Raw genomic sequence first — 17,541 nt, forward strand, 5'->3', positions numbered from 1 at the left:
CGCCGCGGGGGGTCTCAGTCGAGGTAGCCGCGGAGCTGGTCGGCGAAGGCGTGGTCGCGGAGCTTGTTGAGGGTCTTGGACTCGATCTGGCGGATGCGTTCGCGGGTCACGCCGAAGATGCGGCCGATCTCCTCCAGGGTGCGGGGGCGGCCGTCGGCGAGGCCGTAGCGGAGCTGGACGACCTTGCGCTCGCGCTCGCCGAGCGTGGACAGCACCGCTTCCAGGTGCTCGCGCAGCAGCAGGAAGGCCGCGGACTCCACGGGCGAGGCGGCGTCGCCGTCCTCGATGAGGTCGCCGAGCGCGACGTCCTCCTCCTCGCCGACCGGCGCGTGCAGCGACACCGGCTCCTGGGCCAGCCGCAGCACCTCGCTGACCCGCTCCTCCGGCAGGTCGAGCTGGGCGGCGACCTCCTCGGTGCTCGGCTCGTAGCCGCGCTCCTGGAGCAGCCGCCGCTGCACCCGCACCACCCGGTTGATCAGCTCCACCACGTGCACGGGGACCCGTATCGTCCTGGCCTGGTCGGCCAGCGCCCGCGACATCGCCTGGCGGATCCACCAGGTCGCGTACGTCGAGAACTTGTAGCCGCGCGCGTAGTCGAACTTCTCCACCGCCCGGATCAGCCCGAGATTGCCCTCCTGGACCAGGTCGAGCATGGTCAGGCCGCGGCCGATGTACCGCTTGGCGACCGAGACGACCAGCCGCAGATTGGCCTCGATGAGGCGGCGCTTGGCCATCCGGCCGAGCACCACCAGGCGGTCGAGGTCGACGGCGAGCTGCGAGTCCAGGTCGGGAAAGGCGCCGAGCTTCTCCTCGGCGAAGAGTCCGGCCTCCACCCGGCGGGCCAGGTCCACCTCTTCGGCCGCCGTGAGCAGCGGGATACGGCCGATCTCGCGCAGATACTGCCGGAAGAGGTCGGCGGACGGGCCCGCGGACTCCTCGCGCGGCGGCCGTACCGGCACCGCGTCCTCGTCGTCCCGCTCGTCGGTGACCACGCGTTGCTCCGGCACCCGCGACCCCGTGAGGTTCCCTGGCGGTTCCGCCTGGGGCTCCATCGCCACCACCTCGGCCGCGGTCGTGAGGGTCTGGATCTGGGTGTGGATCTGGGTCTGGGTCTGCACGGAAGCGACCTCCAGAAGTGAGCGCGTCCTCGGGCTCGCAGCGCGTCTTGCCGGACAGGCCCTGGGCGCCGTCACCCAGTGTGGCCCACGACGCGGCTCCGCTACGAGGGGCGTGCGCTCCCTTTTTCACACAAGGTCACCGCTCAGGTCCGTGCGGTGACGCAAGGCATATGCCCGGGCGTACGCCCGCGGCGGTTACAGCCCCGCCGCGCCCTGTTCGCGCAGCCGCTGGCCGTACTGCTGGAGCGCCCACAGCTCGCCCAGCGACGCGGTGACCTCGGGCGAGTCCTGCGGGACGCCCTGGGCGGCAAACCGCGCCTGCGTGGCGTGCACCTGGGCCACGCGCCGCTCCACCGCGTTGATCCGCACCCGGACCAGCACCTCGCCCGCGTAGAACTCGGGCGACTTGTGCATCACCGGCTCGACGGCCAGTTCGGTGACCATCATCCGTACGGTGTCGTCGGGCGCGGCCTCGCGGACCCGTACGAGATAGTCGCCGTCGGCCGCCTCGACGCCGCCCGCCTCGGCGATCACCCGGCGCACGGCGGCGTAGGGCGGTCCGGTGAACTCGTCCTCGCCGTACGCGTCGAAGGCCGGGGAGACCAGCTTCGGGTACTGGAGGGCGAGCTTGAGCAGCTCGCGCTCGACGCGGTGGGCGGGGCTGCGCAGGTCCAGGCGGGGGCCGCGCGGCGCGTTCTGCGCGGGGACGCCGGAGGACTGCCGGTCGCCGCCCGCGTACGGACCACCCTGGCCCTGGCGGCCGTACTGCGGGCGGTTGTCGGTGCTGCCGCCGCCCGCCGCGCGGGCCCTGGCCATCGCGCGGACCCGGCGGATGATCGACTGCTCCTCGGACTGCGTGCCGATCCCGGCCATGCCGACCAGCCGGATCGCGTAACGGTCGCGCAGCGCCTGGTTCTTGATCGCGGCGACCACGGCGACCCCCGCGTCCACGGCCGCGACCCGGCCCTCGTCGGTGTCCAGGTTGTAGCGGGACACGATGGAGCGCAGCGCGAAGGCGAACAGCGGGGTGCGGCCGTCGATCAGCCGCTGGATGGCCGCGTCGCCCTCGGCGAGCCGCAGTTCGCACGGGTCCATCCCGCCGGGCGTGATCGCGATCGACGTCTCGGCGGCGAATTTCTGGTCGTCCTCGAACGCCCGCAGCGCGGCCTTCTGGCCCGCCTCGTCGCCGTCGAAGGTGAAGACCACCTCGGCGGTCGAATTGTCCATCAGCAGCCGGCGCAGGATCTTGATGTGGTCGCCGCCGAAGGAGGTGCCGCAGGTGGCGATGGCCGTGGTGACCCCGGCGAGATGGCAGGCCATCACGTCGGTGTACCCCTCGACGACCACCGCCCGCCCGGTCTTGGCGATCTCCTTCTTGGCCAGGTCGATGCCGTACAGCACCTGGGACTTCTTGTAGAGCGGCGTCTCGGAGGTGTTCAGGTACTTCGGCCCCTGGTCGTCCTCGCGCAGCTTGCGCGCGCCGAAGCCGATCACCTCGCCGGTGATGTCCCGGATCGGCCAGATCAGCCGCCCCCTGAAGCGGTCGATCGCCCCGCCCCTGCGGCTCTCGGAGGCCAGCCCCGCGGTGATCAGCTCCTTGTCGGTGAAGCCCTTCCCCCGCAGATACCGCACCAGGTGGTCCCACCCGGCGGGCGCGTACCCCACCCCGAAGTGCTCCGCCGCCGCCTGGTCGAAGCCGCGCTCGGCCAGGAACCTCCGGCCGATCTCCGCCTCCGCCCCGCCCAGTTGCTCCACATAGAACTGCGCGGCGGCCTTGTGCGCCTCGACCAGCCGGATCCGCTCGCCCTGCTGCCGCCCGGGGACATGGCTGCCCTCCTCGTACCGCAGCGTGATCCCGGCCTGCCCGGCCAAGCGCTCGACGGCCTCGGTGAACGACAGATGGTCGAGCTTCATGACGAACGCGAGGGTGTCCCCGCCTTCCCCGCAGCCGAAGCAGTGGTAGAGGCCCTTGGAGGGGCTGACCTGGAAGGAGGGGGATTTCTCGTCGTGGAAGGGGCACAGGCCCTTGAGATTGCCGCCGCCGGCGTTTTTGAGCTGGAGGTATTCGGAGACGACGGCGTCGATCGGGACCGCGTCCCGTACCGCCTTCACGTCTTCGTCTCTGATCCTGCCCGCCACTCGCGCAAGTCTACGGCGCTGGTGGGACAGCGGAGCGCCGGGCGGTGGGTGGCGACGAAGGTCTTGACCCGGGCGGGGGTGAGGACTAGCTTCGCCAATCGTTAGGAACCTTTCCTATTGGGGTTCCGAAGTCGTGGGGAGACACAGCCGCATGCCCGAGCTTCGCAGAAGGCCGCTCCGCAGATGGACCACCGCCGCGGCGACGGCTGTCACCGCGACCGCCGTGCTGGCGGCGCTGTCGCTGGCGGGCGGCGCGGACACCGCCCAGGCCGCGACCACCGGCGAGGTCCGGGTGAACCAGGTCGGCTACGCGGGAAGCGGCGCCAAAGAAGCGTTCCTGCTGGCCAAGAGCGCGGTCGGCGAGGCGTCGTGGAAGCTGGTCGGCCGCGGCGGCCGGGTCGTCGCGCACGGCAGCACGGGGGCGAGCCTGGGCCGCTGGAACAGCGCGTATCCGGCCGTCTACCTGATCGACTTCAGCGCGGTGCGCACGCCCGGCACCTACCGGCTGGTGGTCGGCGGCACCGCCACCGCCTCCTCCCCCGCCTTCACCATCGGCTCGGCGAAGGCCGTCTTCGGCCGTCCCGCCGCCGACGCCACCGCCTTCTTCCAGGCCCAGCGCGACGGCGCGAGGACGATCCCCGGGCAGCTGCGGCGCAAGCCGTCGCATCTCAACGACGCGCACACCGCCGTCTACGCGTGGCCGTCGTTCACCGACCCCGACGGCGACACGATCAAGGCCACCCCGAAGAAGATCGCGGGCGCGGCCCCGGTGGACGTCTCCGGCGGCTGGTTCGACGCGGGCGACTACCTGAAGTTCACCGAGACCACCTCGTACGCCGTCGCCGCGCTCCAGATCGCCGCCCGGCAGACCGGCGCGGGCCCCGCCTCGGCTCTCGGCGGCGAGGCGCAGCACGGCCTGGACTGGCTCGACAAGATGTGGGACGGCACAACGAAGACGCTGTACATCCAGGTCGGCCTCGGCTCCGGTACGGACAGCGGCAGCGTCGTCGGCGACCACGACGTATGGCGGCTGCCGGAGAAGGACGACAAGGACTCCGCGCACCCGTTCCTGAAGAACCGCCCGGTGTTCAGGGCGGGCGCCCCCGGCGCGAAGCTCAGCCCCAACCAGGCGGGCCGGCTCGCCGCCGACTTCGCGCTCGCCGCCCAGCGGTACGCGGCCACCGCGCCCGCCAAGGCCCGCGCGTATCTGAACACCGCGGCGCAGATCTACGGCCTGGCCGACACGCGCCCTGGCACGCTCGTCACCACCGTGCCGTACGGCTACTACCCCGAGACGAGCTGGAAGGACGATCTGGCCTTCGGCGGGGCCGAGTTGGCGCTGGCGGCGCAGCGGCTGCACGACCGGCGCGGCGCGGACTGGCTGAAGCAGGCGGCGAGTTGGGCGAAGGCGCACCAGAGCGACGCGGGCGCGGACACGCTGAACATGTACGACACCAGCGCGCTCGCCGACCTCGACCTGGCGCGGGCGATCAGGGCGGCCGGGCACCCGCGCGGCCTCGCGGTGACGTACGCCGACCTGGTCGGTTACGTGAAGGGCCAGATCGCCGCCGGGCAACGGCGGGCGGCGGCTGACCCGTTCCACGCGGGCGCGGTCTACGACGACTTCGACGCGGACTCGCACACGCTGGGTCTCGCGGCCACCACGCGGCTGTACCGCTCGGTGACCGGCGACACCTCGTTCGACCGCTTCGCGGTGCAGCAACTCGACTGGCTGCTGGGGGCGAACGCCTGGGGCACGTCCTTCATGGTCGGCCAGGGGCAGACCTTCCCGCGCTGCACGGCGGGCGAGTTGGGCAACCTCGCGGGGAGCCTGACCGGTTCACGACCGCTGGAGGTGGGCGCGATCGTCAACGGGCCCAACGGCGCGGAGCAGTTCAGCGACGGCCTCGGCGACTACCTGGACGGCATGCGGCCGTGCCCGCCCGGCGGCGCGGACCCGTACAGCGCCTTCAACGGGCGCGGCAGCCGGTACGTGGACGACGTGCGGTCGTGGCAGAGCTCGGAGCCGGCGCTGGACATGGACGCGTCGGGGCTGCTGGCCTTCTACCTGTCGAAGTAGCGTTCGGGGACAGGCGGAGAGGCGCTGGGCGACGGCCTACGCGGGACCCCGCGCGAGGTCCTTGGTGACGAACACGTAGTGCGGGCCGATCGGTTCCACGACGAATTCCTCGCCGATCGCCGTGAAGCCGAAGTGCTCGTAGAAACCGGCGGCGGACGTACGGCCGTTGCACCAGGCCAGTTCGGCGCCGCGGGCCGCGGCCTCGCGCAGTCCCGCGATCAGGGCCGCGCCGCCGAACCCCTGGCCGCGGACCTCGGGCGCGCTGCCCATGCCGCGGAAGCGGTACGCGGACGCCCCGGCCGTATCCGCGTCCGCGAGGGCGTCGTCCCCCGACAGCGGCTCGGGGAAGAAGGTGGCGCAGCCCCGTACCGCGCCTTCCTCGTCGTAGGCGGCGATGTGGAACGTGCCGTCGCGCGAGTCCTCCGGATAGACGGCGGTCTCGCGCGGCAGGCCGGTCCGCAGCACCGCCCAGCGCAGGGCGAAGATCTCCTCGACGGGCACGACGGCGGTACGGGTGACGGGCACGGCGGGGTGTCCCTTCCTGGTCGGTCCGGCCGGTCCAGGAAGGAAGCTCCTGGTCAGTCCAGGAACGAGGTTAGTGGCACCGCCGGGTCGGACAGCCGCTCGGGGTCGACCGCGCGGCCGGAGCGGATGAGCTGCTGGATCGGCTCGGTGACGTCCCACACATTGACGTTCATCCCCGCCAGCACCCGCCCCTCGTTCAGCCAGAAGGCGATGAACTGCCGCTTGCCCACATCGCCGCGGCACACCACCTGGTCGTACGAGCCGGGCGCCGCGTTCCCCGAGAACTCCATGCCCAGGTCGTACTGGTCGGAGAAGAAGTACGGAACCCGGTCGTACGACACCGGGCGGCCGAGCATGGCGCGGGCCGCGGCGGGGCCGCCGTTCAGCGCGTTCGCCCAGTGCTCGACGCGCAACCGGCCGCCGAGCAGCGGGTGTTCGGCGTTGGCGACGTCGCCCGCGGCGAAGATGTCGGGGTTCGAGGTGCGCAGCGAGGCGTCCACGGCGATGCCGCCGCCCTCGGCCGGGTCGACCAGGTCGAGTCCCGCGCTCTCGGCCAGCGCGGTGCGCGGGGCGGCGCCGATCGCGGCGAGCACGTCGTGCGCCGGGTGCTCCTCGCCGTCGTCGGTGAGGGCGGCGAGCACCATGCCGTCCTGGCCGGTGATCTCGGTGAGCCGGGCGCCGAAGTGGAAGCGGACGCCGTGCTCGGCGTGCAGGTCGGTGAAGACCGCGCCCAGTTCGGGGCCGAGCACCGAGTGCAGCGGGGTCGGCGCGGACTCCACGACGGTGACCTCAGCGCCGTAGCCGCGGGCCGCGGCGGCGACCTCCAGGCCGATCCAGCCCGCGCCCGCCACCACCAGGTGGCCGTTCTCCCGGCCGAGGCTGGTCAGCACGTGCTTGAGCCGGTCGGCGTGCGCGAGCCTGCGCAGGTGGTGCACCCCGGCCAGGTCGGTGCCCGGGATGTCCAGGCGGCGCGGCTCGGAGCCGGTGGCGAGCAGCAGCTTGTCGTACATCAGCGTCGTGCCGTCGCCGAGGCGGACGAATTTGGCGGCCGGGTCCAGGTGCACGACCGGCTGGCCCAGGTGCAGCTCGATGTCGTGCTCGGCGTACCAGGAGGTGTTCTGCACGAAGACCGAGTCGCGCTCGTCGGCGCCGGTCAGATAGCCCTTGGACAGGGGCGGGCGTTCATAGGGGTGGTCGCGCTCGTCGCCGATCAGTATCACCCGGCCGGTGAAACCCTCGGCCCGGAGCGTTTCGGCCGCCTTCGCCCCGGCGAGCCCTGCTCCGACGATCACGAAGGTTTCGTGTGCGTCCACCACGGTGGCCCTCCAGGCGGGTCGGCGATCGGTACGTGTGCGAGCGTACGTGTACGTGTCGTGCGGTGCTGCGTGCGTGGTGCTTGTGCGTGGTGCTTGTGCGTTCTGTTCGTGCGTCGTGCGGTGCGTCTGAGGGCGCGTCGTGCTCGTGCGTCCTGCTTGTGCGTACATACGAGCGTCCCGCACGTCAGGGCCGTCCGGAAGAGCGCCGCGCCGTCCATCCCCTCGTGCTTCTTCTGCCCAGTGGGCATCCGGCCATATGCCGGGCGGGTATCCCGGCGTACCGGACGCCCCGTTTCCGGCGGTTACGCGTGCAGCCGGGCGTGCAGGGCGGTGGCCGCCGCGTCGGTGAGGGAGGCGATCTGGTCGACGACGGCGCGGCGGCGGGCGCGGTCGTCGGGGGCGGCGTCGAAGATCCCGCGGAACTGCGGGTCAAGGCCCTCGGGGGCACGCGCCAGCAGCCGCTGCGCCAGCTCGCCGATCACCACGCGCTGCTCGGCCCGGCGCTTGGCCTGCGCGGCGCGCTGCATGACGTACCGGTCGGCGACCGCCTTGAGAACGGCGCATTCGAGCCGCTGCTCGCGCGGCACGACCAGCTCCGCGCGGTAGCGGGTGAGGCGGCCGGTGCCGTAGCGCTCGCGGGTGGCGCTCTCGGCCGCCAGGCAGAAGCGGCCGATGAGCTGGGAGGCGGCGTCCTTGAGCCGCGCCTGGGCGAGGGCGGTGCCGTCGTAGCCGTGCGGCCACCAGGGTTGGTCGAGCAGCCGGTCGAGGGCCGCGGCCAGCTCGGCCGGGTCGGTGCCGGGCGGCACATAGCGGGCGGCGGCGCAGCCGAACACCTCGGCGCGCTCGGGGGCGGAGGTCAGCGCGCCGGGGTCGATGTGCCCGGCCTGGAGGCCGTCCTCCACGTCGTGCACCGAATACGCGACGTCGTCGGCCCAGTCCATGACCTGCGCCTCGAAGCACTGGCGGCCGTCGGGCGCGTCCTTCCGGAGCCAGCCGAAGACCGGCAGGTCGTCCTCGTACGCGCCGAATTTGGGGCTGCCGGGCGTGGTGGGGTGGCCGCCGCGCGCCCACGGGTACTTGGTCGCCGCGTCCAGCGCGGCGCGGGTGAGATTGAGGCCGACGCTGACCAGCGCGTCGCCGCCCGCCGGGTCCGGCACGAATTTCTTCGGCTCGATCCGGGTCAGCAGCCGCAGGCTCTGCGCGTTGCCCTCGAACCCGCCGCAGTCCTCGGCGAATTCGGCCAGGACCAGCTCGCCGTTGTGCCCGAACGGCGGGTGCCCGAGGTCGTGCGCCAGGCACGCCGTCTCCACCAGGTCGGGGTCGCAGCCGAGCGCCGCGCCCAGTTCCCTGCCGACCTGCGCGCACTCCAGCGAGTGCGTCAGCCGGGTGCGCGGGCTGGTGTCGATCGCCGCCGCGCTGTTGACGCCCGGGTCCACGACCTGTGTCTTCCCGGCCAGCCTGCGCAGCGCCGCCGAGTGCAGCACCCGCGCCCGGTCGCGCTGGAACGCCGTACGGCCCGGCCTCTTGTCCGGTTCCGCGACATACCGCTCCATATCGGCCTCGCCGTAGGGCCCGTACCGCTCGTACGGGCCCAGGTGCGCGGATGCCGCCCGCTGTGACCGGTCCTTCTCTTCCATACCCGTGACGGTAACCGGCCCCGGTGACCGGCGGCGTACGCGCGGGTGGCGGACCGGGCGCGCGACCGGCGCCCGGGCCGCCGTGGCCCGCGCTGACCTGCCCCGACGGCGGGCGTCGGCGCCCAGGAGCGTTCCGTCGTAGCGGAGGGCTTCGTCGTACCGGCGCAGTACGAGCTCGGCCATCACGTCGTGCGCGCCGAGCGGGGCCGCGGCGATCCAGGGCGCGGCGGCCGAGGTCTGCGCGGCGAAGCGGCCGGGTGCGGTGAAGTACGAGGCGCGCGCCGGATTGCCTCGTCGTTCGCGCGGGCGCGACAGCCGGTTGCGGTGCTCTCACCCGGCCGCGGGTCCGCTGTGAAGCCACCGGCCGCCGGAGACCCGCTCGCCGGAGAGCAGCAGCTCACGGGCGGTGCGGTCGGCCGCGAAGTACACCCAGGCGGGGGCCGGTCCGCCCGCCGTGCGCACGTGCGTACGGCGGCGCTCGTAGAGGTTGGCGGGGGCGCCCGGCGCGTACTCCTCCAGCCGGTCGAGGTCGGCGAGGACGTCCGCGTACGCCTCGGGGCCGACCGCCGCCAGCGCCCCGTGGACGACGCCCTCGCCCGCCGGGTCGGGGACGGCGTACGGGTAGCCGGGGCCGTGGAAGAGCAGCGCGCCGGGCAGTTCGGCCGGTGTCCAGGTCCGGGCCCGGCCGCGCAGCACGCCGTGGTTGCGCCTGCCGGGCAGCAGCGTGCCGTAGAGGAAGAAGGGGAGGCGGGGGTCGGTCACGCGGGCGCTCCGGGGGCGTTGTCAGTGGCGGGTCTTACTGTGATCCATAACGCAACCGGGCGGGGGTGTCCGGCGTCGGTCACGGAGGGGGCACGGGTCGGCGAGGGGCGGGGGCGATGGCGGGTCAGGGGGTGGACGGTATGACGTGGGCGCGGACGTGGGGGGCGCGGGTCCGGGGGTGGAAGCCGTCATGGGCGCGGTTGCCGCGCACGCGGCGGGGGTGGCGGCGGCTGCTGCGGTGGAGCGTGGCCGTGTGCGTGCTGGCTCTGCTGCCCGCGACGTGGCTGCGGCTGGCCGACGGCGGGCGCGTCCGCACGCTTGCCGACGTGCCGAAGGAGCCGGTGGCCGTGGTCTTCGGCGCCGGGCTCTGGGACGGTAAGCCGTCGCCGTATCTGGCGCACCGGCTGGACGCGGCGGCGACGCTGTACCGGACGGGCCGGATACGCGTGGTGCTGGTCACCGGCGACAACAGCCGCACGTCGTACAACGAGCCGGGTGCCATGCGCACCTACCTGGCCGCGCACGGCGTGCCCGCCGACAAGGTCGTCCTGGACTACGCGGGCTTCGACACCTGGGACTCGTGCAGCCGCGCCAAGCGCGTCTTCGGGGTCGACCGGGCCGTCCTGGTCAGCCAGGACTTCCACATACGCAGGGCCCTGGCGCTCTGCGAGGCCGCCGGGATCGACGCCTACGGGATCGCCGTCGACGAGCCGCACGACGCCACCTGGTACGCGGGCGGCGTACGGGAGTTGCTGGCCGCGGGCAAGGCGGCGGCGGACGTGGTGATTCGCCCGAACCCGCACTTCCTGGGGCCGCGCGAGCCGGGGGTCGCACGCGCCCTCACCGCGGGCGGGGCCGTGCGCTGAGGCGGACGGGCCGGAGGTGGTGGAGCGGACGGCGTTCCCGGTGAACCGGGGGGCGTTGTGCGGCGAGGGCCGCGCCTCGACGGAGGTGCTGTCCACGGCGGTGCGGCTGACCGGGCCGCTGGTACGGGGCGCGGACGGCGAGTCGGCGCCCGCGAGCTGGGAGGAGGCGCTGGACCGGGTCGCGGCGGGGCCGCTGCGGGTCCGGGCGGAGAAGCACGCCCCGGCCTTCTGCATGCATTGCATGCAATGCATGCAGAAGCTAGCCTCGGCCGTGTGCAGCAGACCGATGCCGCCCGCGTGCGGCTGCGTGACCTGATCCTGGACGGCGCCTACGCGCCGGGCCAGCGGCTCACCGAGACCGAGGTCGCGCTGTCGCTGGAGATGAGCAGGACGCCGGTGCGCGAGGCGTTCCGCGCGCTGGTCGCCGACGGGCTGGTCCACTCGGCGGGGCGCGGTGTGCGGGTGGTCGCGCTGGACGCGGAGGCGCTGCGCCACGCCTACCAGGTGCGGGCCGCCCTGGAGGCGCTCACCGCCGAGCTGGCCGCCGGGCGCCAGGCCGAGGGCCGGATCGCCCCCGCCGACCTGGCCGAGCTGGTCCGCGAGGCGGACCGTACGGAAGAGGCCACGCTGGCCGGGCGCCTCGCCGAGGCCGTCGCCCACAACCGCCGCTTCCACGGCCGGATCGCCGTACTCGCCGCGAACCCCGTGGCGCTCGCCTCGCTCGACCGGCTGTGGGACCAGATCCTCGTCTCCACCCGCGCCTCCCTCGACCCGCCCCACCGGCCCGCCCAGGTCAACGCCCAGCACCGGGAGCTGCTGGCCGCGATCACCGGGGGCCGGGCGCGCGAGGCGGCCGAGGCGGCCCGCCGCCACGTTCTGGACACCTGCGGCGCCCGATTCACCGACTGAGCGACCCGAAGGGACATCGAGCCATGCCGTCAGCCCGTCAGCACTCCTACGAGACCGAGGTCGTCTGGACCGGCAACCGCGGCACGGGCACCAGCTCCTACCGCGACTACGACCGTACGCACGAGGTCACCGCGGCCGGACTCCCCGCCATCTCCGGCTCCGCCGACCGCGCCTTCCGCGGTGACGCCGACCGCTGGAACCCCGAGCAGTTGCTCCTCGCCGCGCTCTCCCAGTGCCACCTGCTGTCGTACCTCCACGTCTGCGCCGTCAACGGCGTGGTCGTCACCGGCTACACCGACCACGCGACCGGCACGATGCGGGAGACCGGCGACGGCGGCGGCCACTTCACCGAAGCCGTGCTCCGGCCCGCCGTCGAGGTCGCCTCCCCCGCGATGGCCGCCGCCGCCCAGGCCCTCCACGAGGAGGCCCAACGGCTGTGCTTCATCGCCAACTCGGTGAACTTCCCGGTGCGGCACGAGCCGTCGGTGACGGTCTCGGCCCCATGAGCGTCCGGTTACGCGCCCGGTGCGGTGCCGGGTTCGGTCTCGGGGTCGTCGTCCCCGTCCCCGTCCCCGTCCGCTTCGGCGTCGCCGACCGTCAGCGTCCTCGTCACGTAGCTGTAGCCGTCCTCGTCCTCGGGGTCCTCGTCCTGCGGCCACAGGCGGACGGCCCGGCCGCCCGCCGCCCGGATCGCCGCGCCGTCCAGTTCCACCGACGCTTCACGCACCCCTGCGTCGAGCCACGAGGTGAAGACGGTCACCGGGCCGTCCGGCGGCAGCGGATACGTCCAGAAGCTCGCCTCCCATGTCAGACCGCTGCCGCCGCCGCCCTGGCTGATCAGGCGGATCGCCTCCGTGTCGTCGTCGCCCGGCCAGGGCACCGGCATCCCGCCCTGCGTCGCGACTCGTCGGCCGTCCGCGTACCGCAGGCCGAGCCGCAGATTGCTCTGCGGCTCGGGCGGACGCAGCGGGTTGGACCGGCCGTCGAGGGGATTGCCCAACCAGGCTCCGTTGGCCGGGGTCCTTCGCAGGACCGCGCGCAGGTGGAACACGAAGCCGTTGGGGTACGCCCGCAGCCCGCCGATCCAGACCGCCGCCCGGTCCGAGCGCAGCAGCACCACGTCACCCGGCACCGACGCGGGAAGCACGTAGACGGACCGTTCCCACGGGGGACGCGGCCGGGGCTCCGGCTCCGGCGCGGTCGGCGGTTCTGGCACGTCCTGGAAGAAGCTCATCCCGTCACCGTCGCACTCTCCCTCCCCCTGCCGCCCGCCCGGAATCGGCCATGCCACCCCCGTTTCCGGCCGCGCGGCGTCACGGCTGGCCGTGCGGCTCCCCGCGCCCCGCGGGGCACAGGCAAGCGGTGAGGGACCACACGGAGAATGATTCGAGTCGGTTACCGATTGTTGCCGGGAAAACAGGGGGCACCCCGGGGTCGGACGGATGGGGCGGCGGCGGGCTACGATCGCAGGCATGAGCGCCGCAGACGTACCGTCCAGGACAGCCGACCAGCCCGACACGCCGTCGAACGGCGCGGCGGGAGCGGCGGGCCGCGCGAGCGCGGGCGGAAACGCGGGCGGCAGCGCCGGCGCGGCCACCCTCGCCGAGATCGCCCGGGCCGCGGGCGTCTCGGCTCCGACTGTTTCGAAGGTGCTCAACGGCCGCGGCGATGTCGCGCCCGCCACGCGGAGCAGGGTGGAGGAGCTGCTGCGCCTCCACGGCTACCAGCGGCGGCGCGGCAACGCGCAGCCCGCGCCGCTGCTCGACCTGGTCTTCCACGAGCTGGAGAGCGCGTGGGCGATGGAGGTCATCCGGGGTGTGGAGAACGTGGCGCGGGTCGAGGGCCTGAGCGTGGTGCTCTCGGAGTCGGCGGGCCGCCTGAGCCCCGGTCAGACGTGGGTGGACGGGGTGCTGGCCCGGCGTCCGACCGGCGTCATCCTCGTACTGTCCGGGCTCGACCCGGCCCAGCGGGCGCAGCTCACCAGCCGGGACATCCCGTTCGTGGTGATGGACCCGGCGGGCGACCCCGGCGAGGACGTGCCCGCGATCGGGGCGACCAACTGGCAGGGCGGGGTGGCCGCCACCCGGCACCTGCTGGAGCTGGGGCACCGGCGGATCGGTGTGATCGGCGGCCCGGCGGGGATGATGTGCAGCCGGGCCAGGATCGACGGGTACCGCGCCGCGCTGGAGACCGCGGGGGTCGCCTTCGACCCGGCGCTGGTCAGGGCGGGCGACTTCCACCACGAGGCCGGTTACACCGCGGGACTCGAACTGCTGCGGCTGCCGGAGCGGCCCACCGCCGTCTTCACCGGCAACGACCTCCAGGCGCTCGGACTGTACGAGGCGGCGCGCGAGCTGGGGCTGAGCATTCCGGGCGACGTGAGCGTGATCGGCTTCGACGACCTGCCGCTGTCGCGCTGGATCAGCCCGCCGCTGACCACGGTCAGGCAGCCGCTGACCGAGATGGCGGAGGCCGCCGCCCGGCTAGTGCTCGACCTGAGCCGCGGCAAGCAGCCGAGCACCCTGCGGGTGGATCTGGCGACCCGGCTGGTCGAGCGCAGCAGCACGCAGTCCCCCGCCTAGGCGTCCTCGCACCCCCGCGCGCTCACCCACCCGCGAGCCCGCACACTCACACGCCCGCACGCCCGCACGCCCGCACGCCGAGGCGTACGCGCACCGCCCCGTCCGAAGTGCGGTGATTGCCGGGGGTGTTGACGGCCGGGTGGGGTGCCCGTAGGGTCTGCGCCGCAGTCGGAATTCGTATCGAAACATTCGATGCGTTCCTCCCTCGTCCCACGCGCATCGCTCGCAACCACGCGTACCGAACTGCCTGCTCCAATCCCCCACTTGGAAGAGGTATTCACACATGTTCTCCAAGCGAGCCCTCAGATCCGCCATCGGCGGATCCGGCGCGGCGCTGCTGGCGGCGACGGCGGCGCTGATCGCCGCCACCGTGCCGTCGGCGCACGCCGCGGACCCGCCGCTGCGCGACCTGGCCGCGGCCAAGGGCATCTACATGGGCACCGCCCTGACCGCGAGCGAGGCCACAGGCACCAGCGGGCCCATCGCGGGCGCCCAGTTCGGCATGGTCACTCCCGGCAACGAGATGAAGTGGGACACCGTCGAGCCGAGCCGCGGCACGTACAACTGGGCGCCGGGCGACTCGATCGTCAACTTCGCGCAGGCGCACAACATGCAGGTCCGCGGCCACAATCTGGTGTGGCACAGCCAGCTCCCCAACTGGCTGACCTCCGGCAGCTTCAGCAACACCGAGCTGCACAACATCCTGATCAAGCACGTCACCGACGAGGCCACGCACTACAAGGGCAAGGTCGTCCACTGGGACGTGGTCAACGAGCCGTTCAACGAGGACGGCACCTTCCGCCAGGACCTCTGGTACAACCAGCTCGGCTCGTCGTACATCGCGGACGCGTTCACGGCCGCCCGCGCCGCCGACCCGGGCGCCAAGCTCTACCTCAACGACTACAACGTCGAGGGCACGGGCCCCAAGAGCGACGGCATGTACAACCTGGTCAAGTCGCTGAAGCAGCAGGGCGTTCCGATCGACGGCGTCGGCTTCCAGGCGCACCTGATCCTCGGCCAGGTGCCGTCGACCTTCAAGGCCAACCTCCAGCGCTTCGCCGACCTCGGCGTGGACGTGGCCATCACTGAGCTGGACATCCGGATGCAGACCCCGTCGGACGCCGCCAGGCTCCAGCAGCAGGCCAATGACTACACCTCGGTGGTCAACGCCTGCCTGGGCGTGTCGCGTTGTGTGGGCATCACGGTGTGGGGCGTCTCCGACGCGACCTCGTGGATCCCGGGCGTCTTCCCCGGCCAGGGCGCGGCTCTGCTGTACGACGACAACTACCAGCCCAAGCCCGCCTACACCGCGGTCCGTACGGCGCTCGGCGGCAGCACGACCACCACACCGCCGACCACACCGCCCACCACGCCCCCGACCACTCCGCCCACCACACCGCCCGGCGGTGGCGGCTGCGCGGTGACATACGGGGTCAACCAGTGGAACACCGGCTTCACCGCGAATCTGACGGTGAAGAACAACGGCTCCGCGCCGGTCAACGGCTGGACGCTGAAGTGGACTTTCGCGCCGGGCCAGACGGTCACGCAGGCGTGGAACGCGACGGTCACCCAGAGCGGCACCGCGGCGACGGCCACGAATCTGTCCTACAACGGGACGATCGCGGCAGGCGGCACGGTGGACTTCGGCTTCAACGCCAACTGGTCGGGCAGTAACCCGAAGCCGACCGGCTTCACTCTCAACGGCGCCGCCTGCACGGTGAGTTGAGAGCCGGGCGAGCGGGCGGCTACTCCTCGACGACCGGATGCACCGGCACCGCCACCGCGTCGTCGTCGAGACACTGCCCGCTCGCCGAACGCGGCGATGTCGAGGGGCGGGGCGGCGTCGGGCGGTCCGCGGGCGAGTCCGACGCGGGGGCGTACCCCGGTGCCCCGCCGCGTGACCGGATCGTTCCGCAGCGGGGCATGATCGGGTCTACCCGCGGGCCCGCGCCAGAGGCACGATCGAGTCATGGCTGACAACACGAACCCCGCGAGCGCGACCGCGCTCATCGTCATCGACGTCCAGGAGTCCTTCCGGCAGCGGGAGAGCTGGCAGGCCGCGTCCGACCCCGACGTGGCCACGCGGGTGGCGCGGCTGGTCGACTACGCCCGCGAGCAGGGGCACCCGGTGATCTGGGTGCTGCACTCCGAGCCGGGCTCGAACACGGTCTTCGACCCGGAGAGCGGCCACGTACGGCTGATCGACGGGCTGACCCGCGCCGAGGGCGAGCCGCTGCTCGTCAAGACCGCGCACAACGCCTTCACGACCACGAATCTCCAGCAGATCCTCACCGCGCGCGGCATCCGCTCGCTGATCACCTGCGGCATCCGCACCGAGCAGTGCGTGGAGACCACGACGCGGCTGGCCTCCGACCTCGGCTACGACGTCACCTTCGTGGTGGACGCGACCGCCACCGAGCCGATCGAGCACCGCGACGCGCCGGCGGGCCGCCCGCTCGCCGAGGTGCTGGCCGACCCGCGCACGCTGCTCCCGGCGGACATCATCGCGCGCACCGAGTACGCTCTCGCGGGCCGCTTCGCCACCGTCTCGACCGTCAAGGAGCTGACCGGATCGTGACCCGGGTCGTCTTCCTGCTCGTGCCCCACCTGCATCTGCTCGACCTCGCGGGTCCCGCCCAGGTGTTCTCGACGGCCGCCGACTACGGCCTCGGGTACCGGCTGGACTACGTCGCCGAGCGGGAAGACGTCCCCACCGCCCAAGGGGTCGCGCTGCGCGCGGCCACCGAGCCGCCCGCGCTGACGGCCGACGACCTGATCGTCGTACCGGGCTGGCGGGCCCACACGCTGCACGAGAACGGCGCGCTCACACCCGCGACCCTGGAGTGGCTGCGCGCGCACCACGCGGGCGGCGGCACCGTCGCCAGCGTGTGCGCGGGGGCGGACGCGCTCGGCCGGGCCGGGCTGCTCGACGGCCGCCGCTGCACCACCCACCACGACGTGCAGGACGAACTCGCCCGCGACTATCCGCGGGCCACCGTCGTACGCGACGTCCTCTACGTCGTGGACGACCGCGTCGTCAGCTCCGCCGGGATCGCCAGCGGCATCGACCTCGCGCTGCACCTGGTCGCCGTCCGCCACGGGCCGGGCGCCGCAGCCCGCGTCGCCCGGCAGATGGTCGTCTACGCCCGGCGCAACGGCGACGAGCTCCAGACCAGCGCCATGCTCCGGCACCGCGGGCACCTCAGCGACGCCGTGCACCGGGCCCAGGATCTGATCGACGCCCGCTTCGCCCACCACCTCGCCCTCGCCGACCTCGCCGCCTCCACCGGGCTCAGCGAGCGCACCCTCACGCGGCGCTTCACCGCCTCCACCGGGCTCACGCCGCTCCGCTACCAACAGGAGCTGCGCATCGAGCGCGCCGAGCATCTCATCGGGCAGGGGGCCACGCTCGAAGCCGCGGCCCGCGCCGTTGGTTTCCAGGACGCCCGCATGCTCCGGCGCCTCCGCGCCCGTCGGCGCCCGGACCTCGCCTCCGCGTGAGGCGGTGGCCCCTTTCGCGCTGGCCTTGCGCACGGCTCGTGCCCCGTCGGAGCGCGGGGAACTGCGCGGCCCTCCCCCACCGGCCGGTGGTCCGGGACCAACCGAA

15 protein-coding genes and 1 pseudogene are annotated in these 17,541 nt (G+C 73.2%); 9 read left to right on the plus strand and 7 right to left on the minus strand.

All coding sequences use genetic code 11. The features are described from left to right. Window positions 1-14 precede the first annotated feature (14 nt). Entirely contained in the window at window positions 15-1,193 is a 1,179-nt protein-coding gene (locus ACIQCJ_RS22080) for a sigma-70 family RNA polymerase sigma factor (RefSeq protein ID WP_391160217.1), read from the minus strand. Window positions 1,194-1,313: 120 nt separating this feature from the next. After that, complete coding sequence (dnaG, locus tag ACIQCJ_RS22085) at window positions 1,314-3,257, minus strand: DNA primase (RefSeq protein WP_355344725.1); 1,944 nt, start codon at window positions 3,255-3,257, stop codon at window positions 1,314-1,316. Window positions 3,258-3,408: 151 nt separating this feature from the next. Between dnaG and ACIQCJ_RS22090 the strand changes: the two genes are divergently transcribed. Beyond that, window positions 3,409-5,337 carry a glycoside hydrolase family 9 protein gene (locus tag ACIQCJ_RS22090; protein WP_402712279.1) on the plus strand — a complete coding sequence of 643 codons (1,929 nt, stop codon included), beginning with the start codon at window positions 3,409-3,411 and terminating at the stop codon, window positions 5,335-5,337. A 36-nt stretch (window positions 5,338-5,373) separates the two neighbouring features. Here ACIQCJ_RS22090 and ACIQCJ_RS22095 read toward each other — a convergent pair whose 3' ends face one another. The 4 genes from ACIQCJ_RS22095 to ACIQCJ_RS22110 all read right to left on the minus strand — a co-directional run bounded on the left by ACIQCJ_RS22095 (window position 5,374) and on the right by ACIQCJ_RS22110 (window position 9,577). Next, a complete protein-coding gene (locus ACIQCJ_RS22095) occupies window positions 5,374-5,862 on the minus strand; it encodes a GNAT family N-acetyltransferase (RefSeq protein WP_355344719.1) in 489 nt (162 codons plus the stop codon). Window positions 5,863-5,915: 53 nt separating this feature from the next. Beyond that, complete coding sequence (locus ACIQCJ_RS22100; protein ID WP_355344716.1) at window positions 5,916-7,178, minus strand: FAD-dependent oxidoreductase; 1,263 nt, start codon at window positions 7,176-7,178, stop codon at window positions 5,916-5,918. Window positions 7,179-7,480: 302 nt separating this feature from the next. Continuing rightward, on the minus strand, window positions 7,481-8,731 hold the full coding sequence (locus tag ACIQCJ_RS22105) for a deoxyguanosinetriphosphate triphosphohydrolase (protein ID WP_402712372.1): 1,251 nt from the start codon (window positions 8,729-8,731) through the stop codon (window positions 7,481-7,483). 414 nt (window positions 8,732-9,145) lie between these two features. After that, window positions 9,146-9,577, minus strand: coding sequence for a gamma-glutamylcyclotransferase (locus tag ACIQCJ_RS22110; RefSeq protein ID WP_402712280.1), 432 nt, complete (start codon window positions 9,575-9,577; stop codon window positions 9,146-9,148). 140 nt (window positions 9,578-9,717) lie between these two features. On the opposite strand from ACIQCJ_RS22110, the gene ACIQCJ_RS22115 reads away from it, so the two are divergent. The 4 genes and pseudogenes from ACIQCJ_RS22115 (at window position 9,718) to ACIQCJ_RS22130 (ending at window position 11,858) form a co-directional block, all read left to right on the plus strand. After that, window positions 9,718-10,443, plus strand: a complete 726-nt coding sequence (locus ACIQCJ_RS22115) for an ElyC/SanA/YdcF family protein (RefSeq protein ID WP_355344852.1) — start codon at window positions 9,718-9,720, stop codon at window positions 10,441-10,443. A gap of 4 nt (window positions 10,444-10,447) precedes the next feature. Further along, window positions 10,448-10,669: pseudogene (locus tag ACIQCJ_RS22120) on the plus strand (nitrite reductase); the annotation flags it as partial. Window positions 10,670-10,716: 47 nt separating this feature from the next. Then, on the plus strand, window positions 10,717-11,352 hold the full coding sequence (locus tag ACIQCJ_RS22125) for a GntR family transcriptional regulator (RefSeq protein ID WP_402712281.1): 636 nt from the start codon (window positions 10,717-10,719) through the stop codon (window positions 11,350-11,352). A gap of 23 nt (window positions 11,353-11,375) precedes the next feature. After that, on the plus strand, window positions 11,376-11,858 hold the full coding sequence (locus ACIQCJ_RS22130; RefSeq protein WP_391047407.1) for an OsmC family protein: 483 nt from the start codon (window positions 11,376-11,378) through the stop codon (window positions 11,856-11,858). An 8-nt stretch (window positions 11,859-11,866) separates the two neighbouring features. Here ACIQCJ_RS22130 and ACIQCJ_RS22135 read toward each other — a convergent pair whose 3' ends face one another. After that, the gene (locus tag ACIQCJ_RS22135) at window positions 11,867-12,586 is read right to left on the minus strand and encodes a hypothetical protein (RefSeq protein ID WP_402712282.1); all 720 of its coding nucleotides are present in this window, start codon (window positions 12,584-12,586) and stop codon (window positions 11,867-11,869) included. Window positions 12,587-12,824: 238 nt separating this feature from the next. Between ACIQCJ_RS22135 and ACIQCJ_RS22140 the strand changes: the two genes are divergently transcribed. The 4 genes from ACIQCJ_RS22140 (at window position 12,825) to ACIQCJ_RS22155 (ending at window position 17,435) form a co-directional block, all read left to right on the plus strand. Continuing rightward, complete coding sequence (locus tag ACIQCJ_RS22140; protein ID WP_355344695.1) at window positions 12,825-13,934, plus strand: LacI family DNA-binding transcriptional regulator; 1,110 nt, start codon at window positions 12,825-12,827, stop codon at window positions 13,932-13,934. 283 nt (window positions 13,935-14,217) lie between these two features. Further along, window positions 14,218-15,660, plus strand: coding sequence for an endo-1,4-beta-xylanase (locus ACIQCJ_RS22145; RefSeq protein ID WP_402712283.1), 1,443 nt, complete (start codon window positions 14,218-14,220; stop codon window positions 15,658-15,660). Between the two features lie 243 nt (window positions 15,661-15,903). Beyond that, window positions 15,904-16,512: an isochorismatase family protein gene (locus ACIQCJ_RS22150; protein ID WP_391047414.1), complete on the plus strand. Its 609-nt coding sequence runs from the start codon at window positions 15,904-15,906 to the stop codon at window positions 16,510-16,512. Beyond that, window positions 16,509-17,435, plus strand: coding sequence for a DJ-1/PfpI family protein (locus ACIQCJ_RS22155; protein WP_355344686.1), 927 nt, complete (start codon window positions 16,509-16,511; stop codon window positions 17,433-17,435). The genes ACIQCJ_RS22150 and ACIQCJ_RS22155 overlap by 4 nt, the downstream gene beginning before the upstream one ends. Window positions 17,436-17,541: the final 106 nt, after the last annotated feature.

This window comes from Streptomyces sp. NPDC093221, from assembly GCF_044753885.1.
Lineage (GTDB): Bacteria > Actinomycetota > Actinomycetes > Streptomycetales > Streptomycetaceae > Actinacidiphila.

Bases quoted from the DNA above. Each gene is read 5' to 3' on its own strand.
- ACIQCJ_RS22090 (WP_402712279.1), top strand. From the start codon at position 3,409: ATGCCCGAGCTTCGCAGAAGGCCGCTCCGCAGATGGACCACCGCCGCG.
- ACIQCJ_RS22135 (WP_402712282.1), bottom strand. From the start codon at position 12,586: ATGAGCTTCTTCCAGGACGTGCCAGAACCGCCGACCGCGCCGGAGCCG.
- ACIQCJ_RS22145 (WP_402712283.1), top strand. From the start codon at position 14,218: ATGTTCTCCAAGCGAGCCCTCAGATCCGCCATCGGCGGATCCGGCGCG.
- ACIQCJ_RS22150 (WP_391047414.1), top strand. From the start codon at position 15,904: ATGGCTGACAACACGAACCCCGCGAGCGCGACCGCGCTCATCGTCATC.
- ACIQCJ_RS22115 (WP_355344852.1), top strand. From the start codon at position 9,718: ATGACGTGGGCGCGGACGTGGGGGGCGCGGGTCCGGGGGTGGAAGCCG.
- ACIQCJ_RS22130 (WP_391047407.1), top strand. From the start codon at position 11,376: ATGCCGTCAGCCCGTCAGCACTCCTACGAGACCGAGGTCGTCTGGACC.
- ACIQCJ_RS22140 (WP_355344695.1), top strand. From the start codon at position 12,825: ATGAGCGCCGCAGACGTACCGTCCAGGACAGCCGACCAGCCCGACACG.
- ACIQCJ_RS22105 (WP_402712372.1), bottom strand. From the start codon at position 8,731: ATGGAGCGGTATGTCGCGGAACCGGACAAGAGGCCGGGCCGTACGGCG.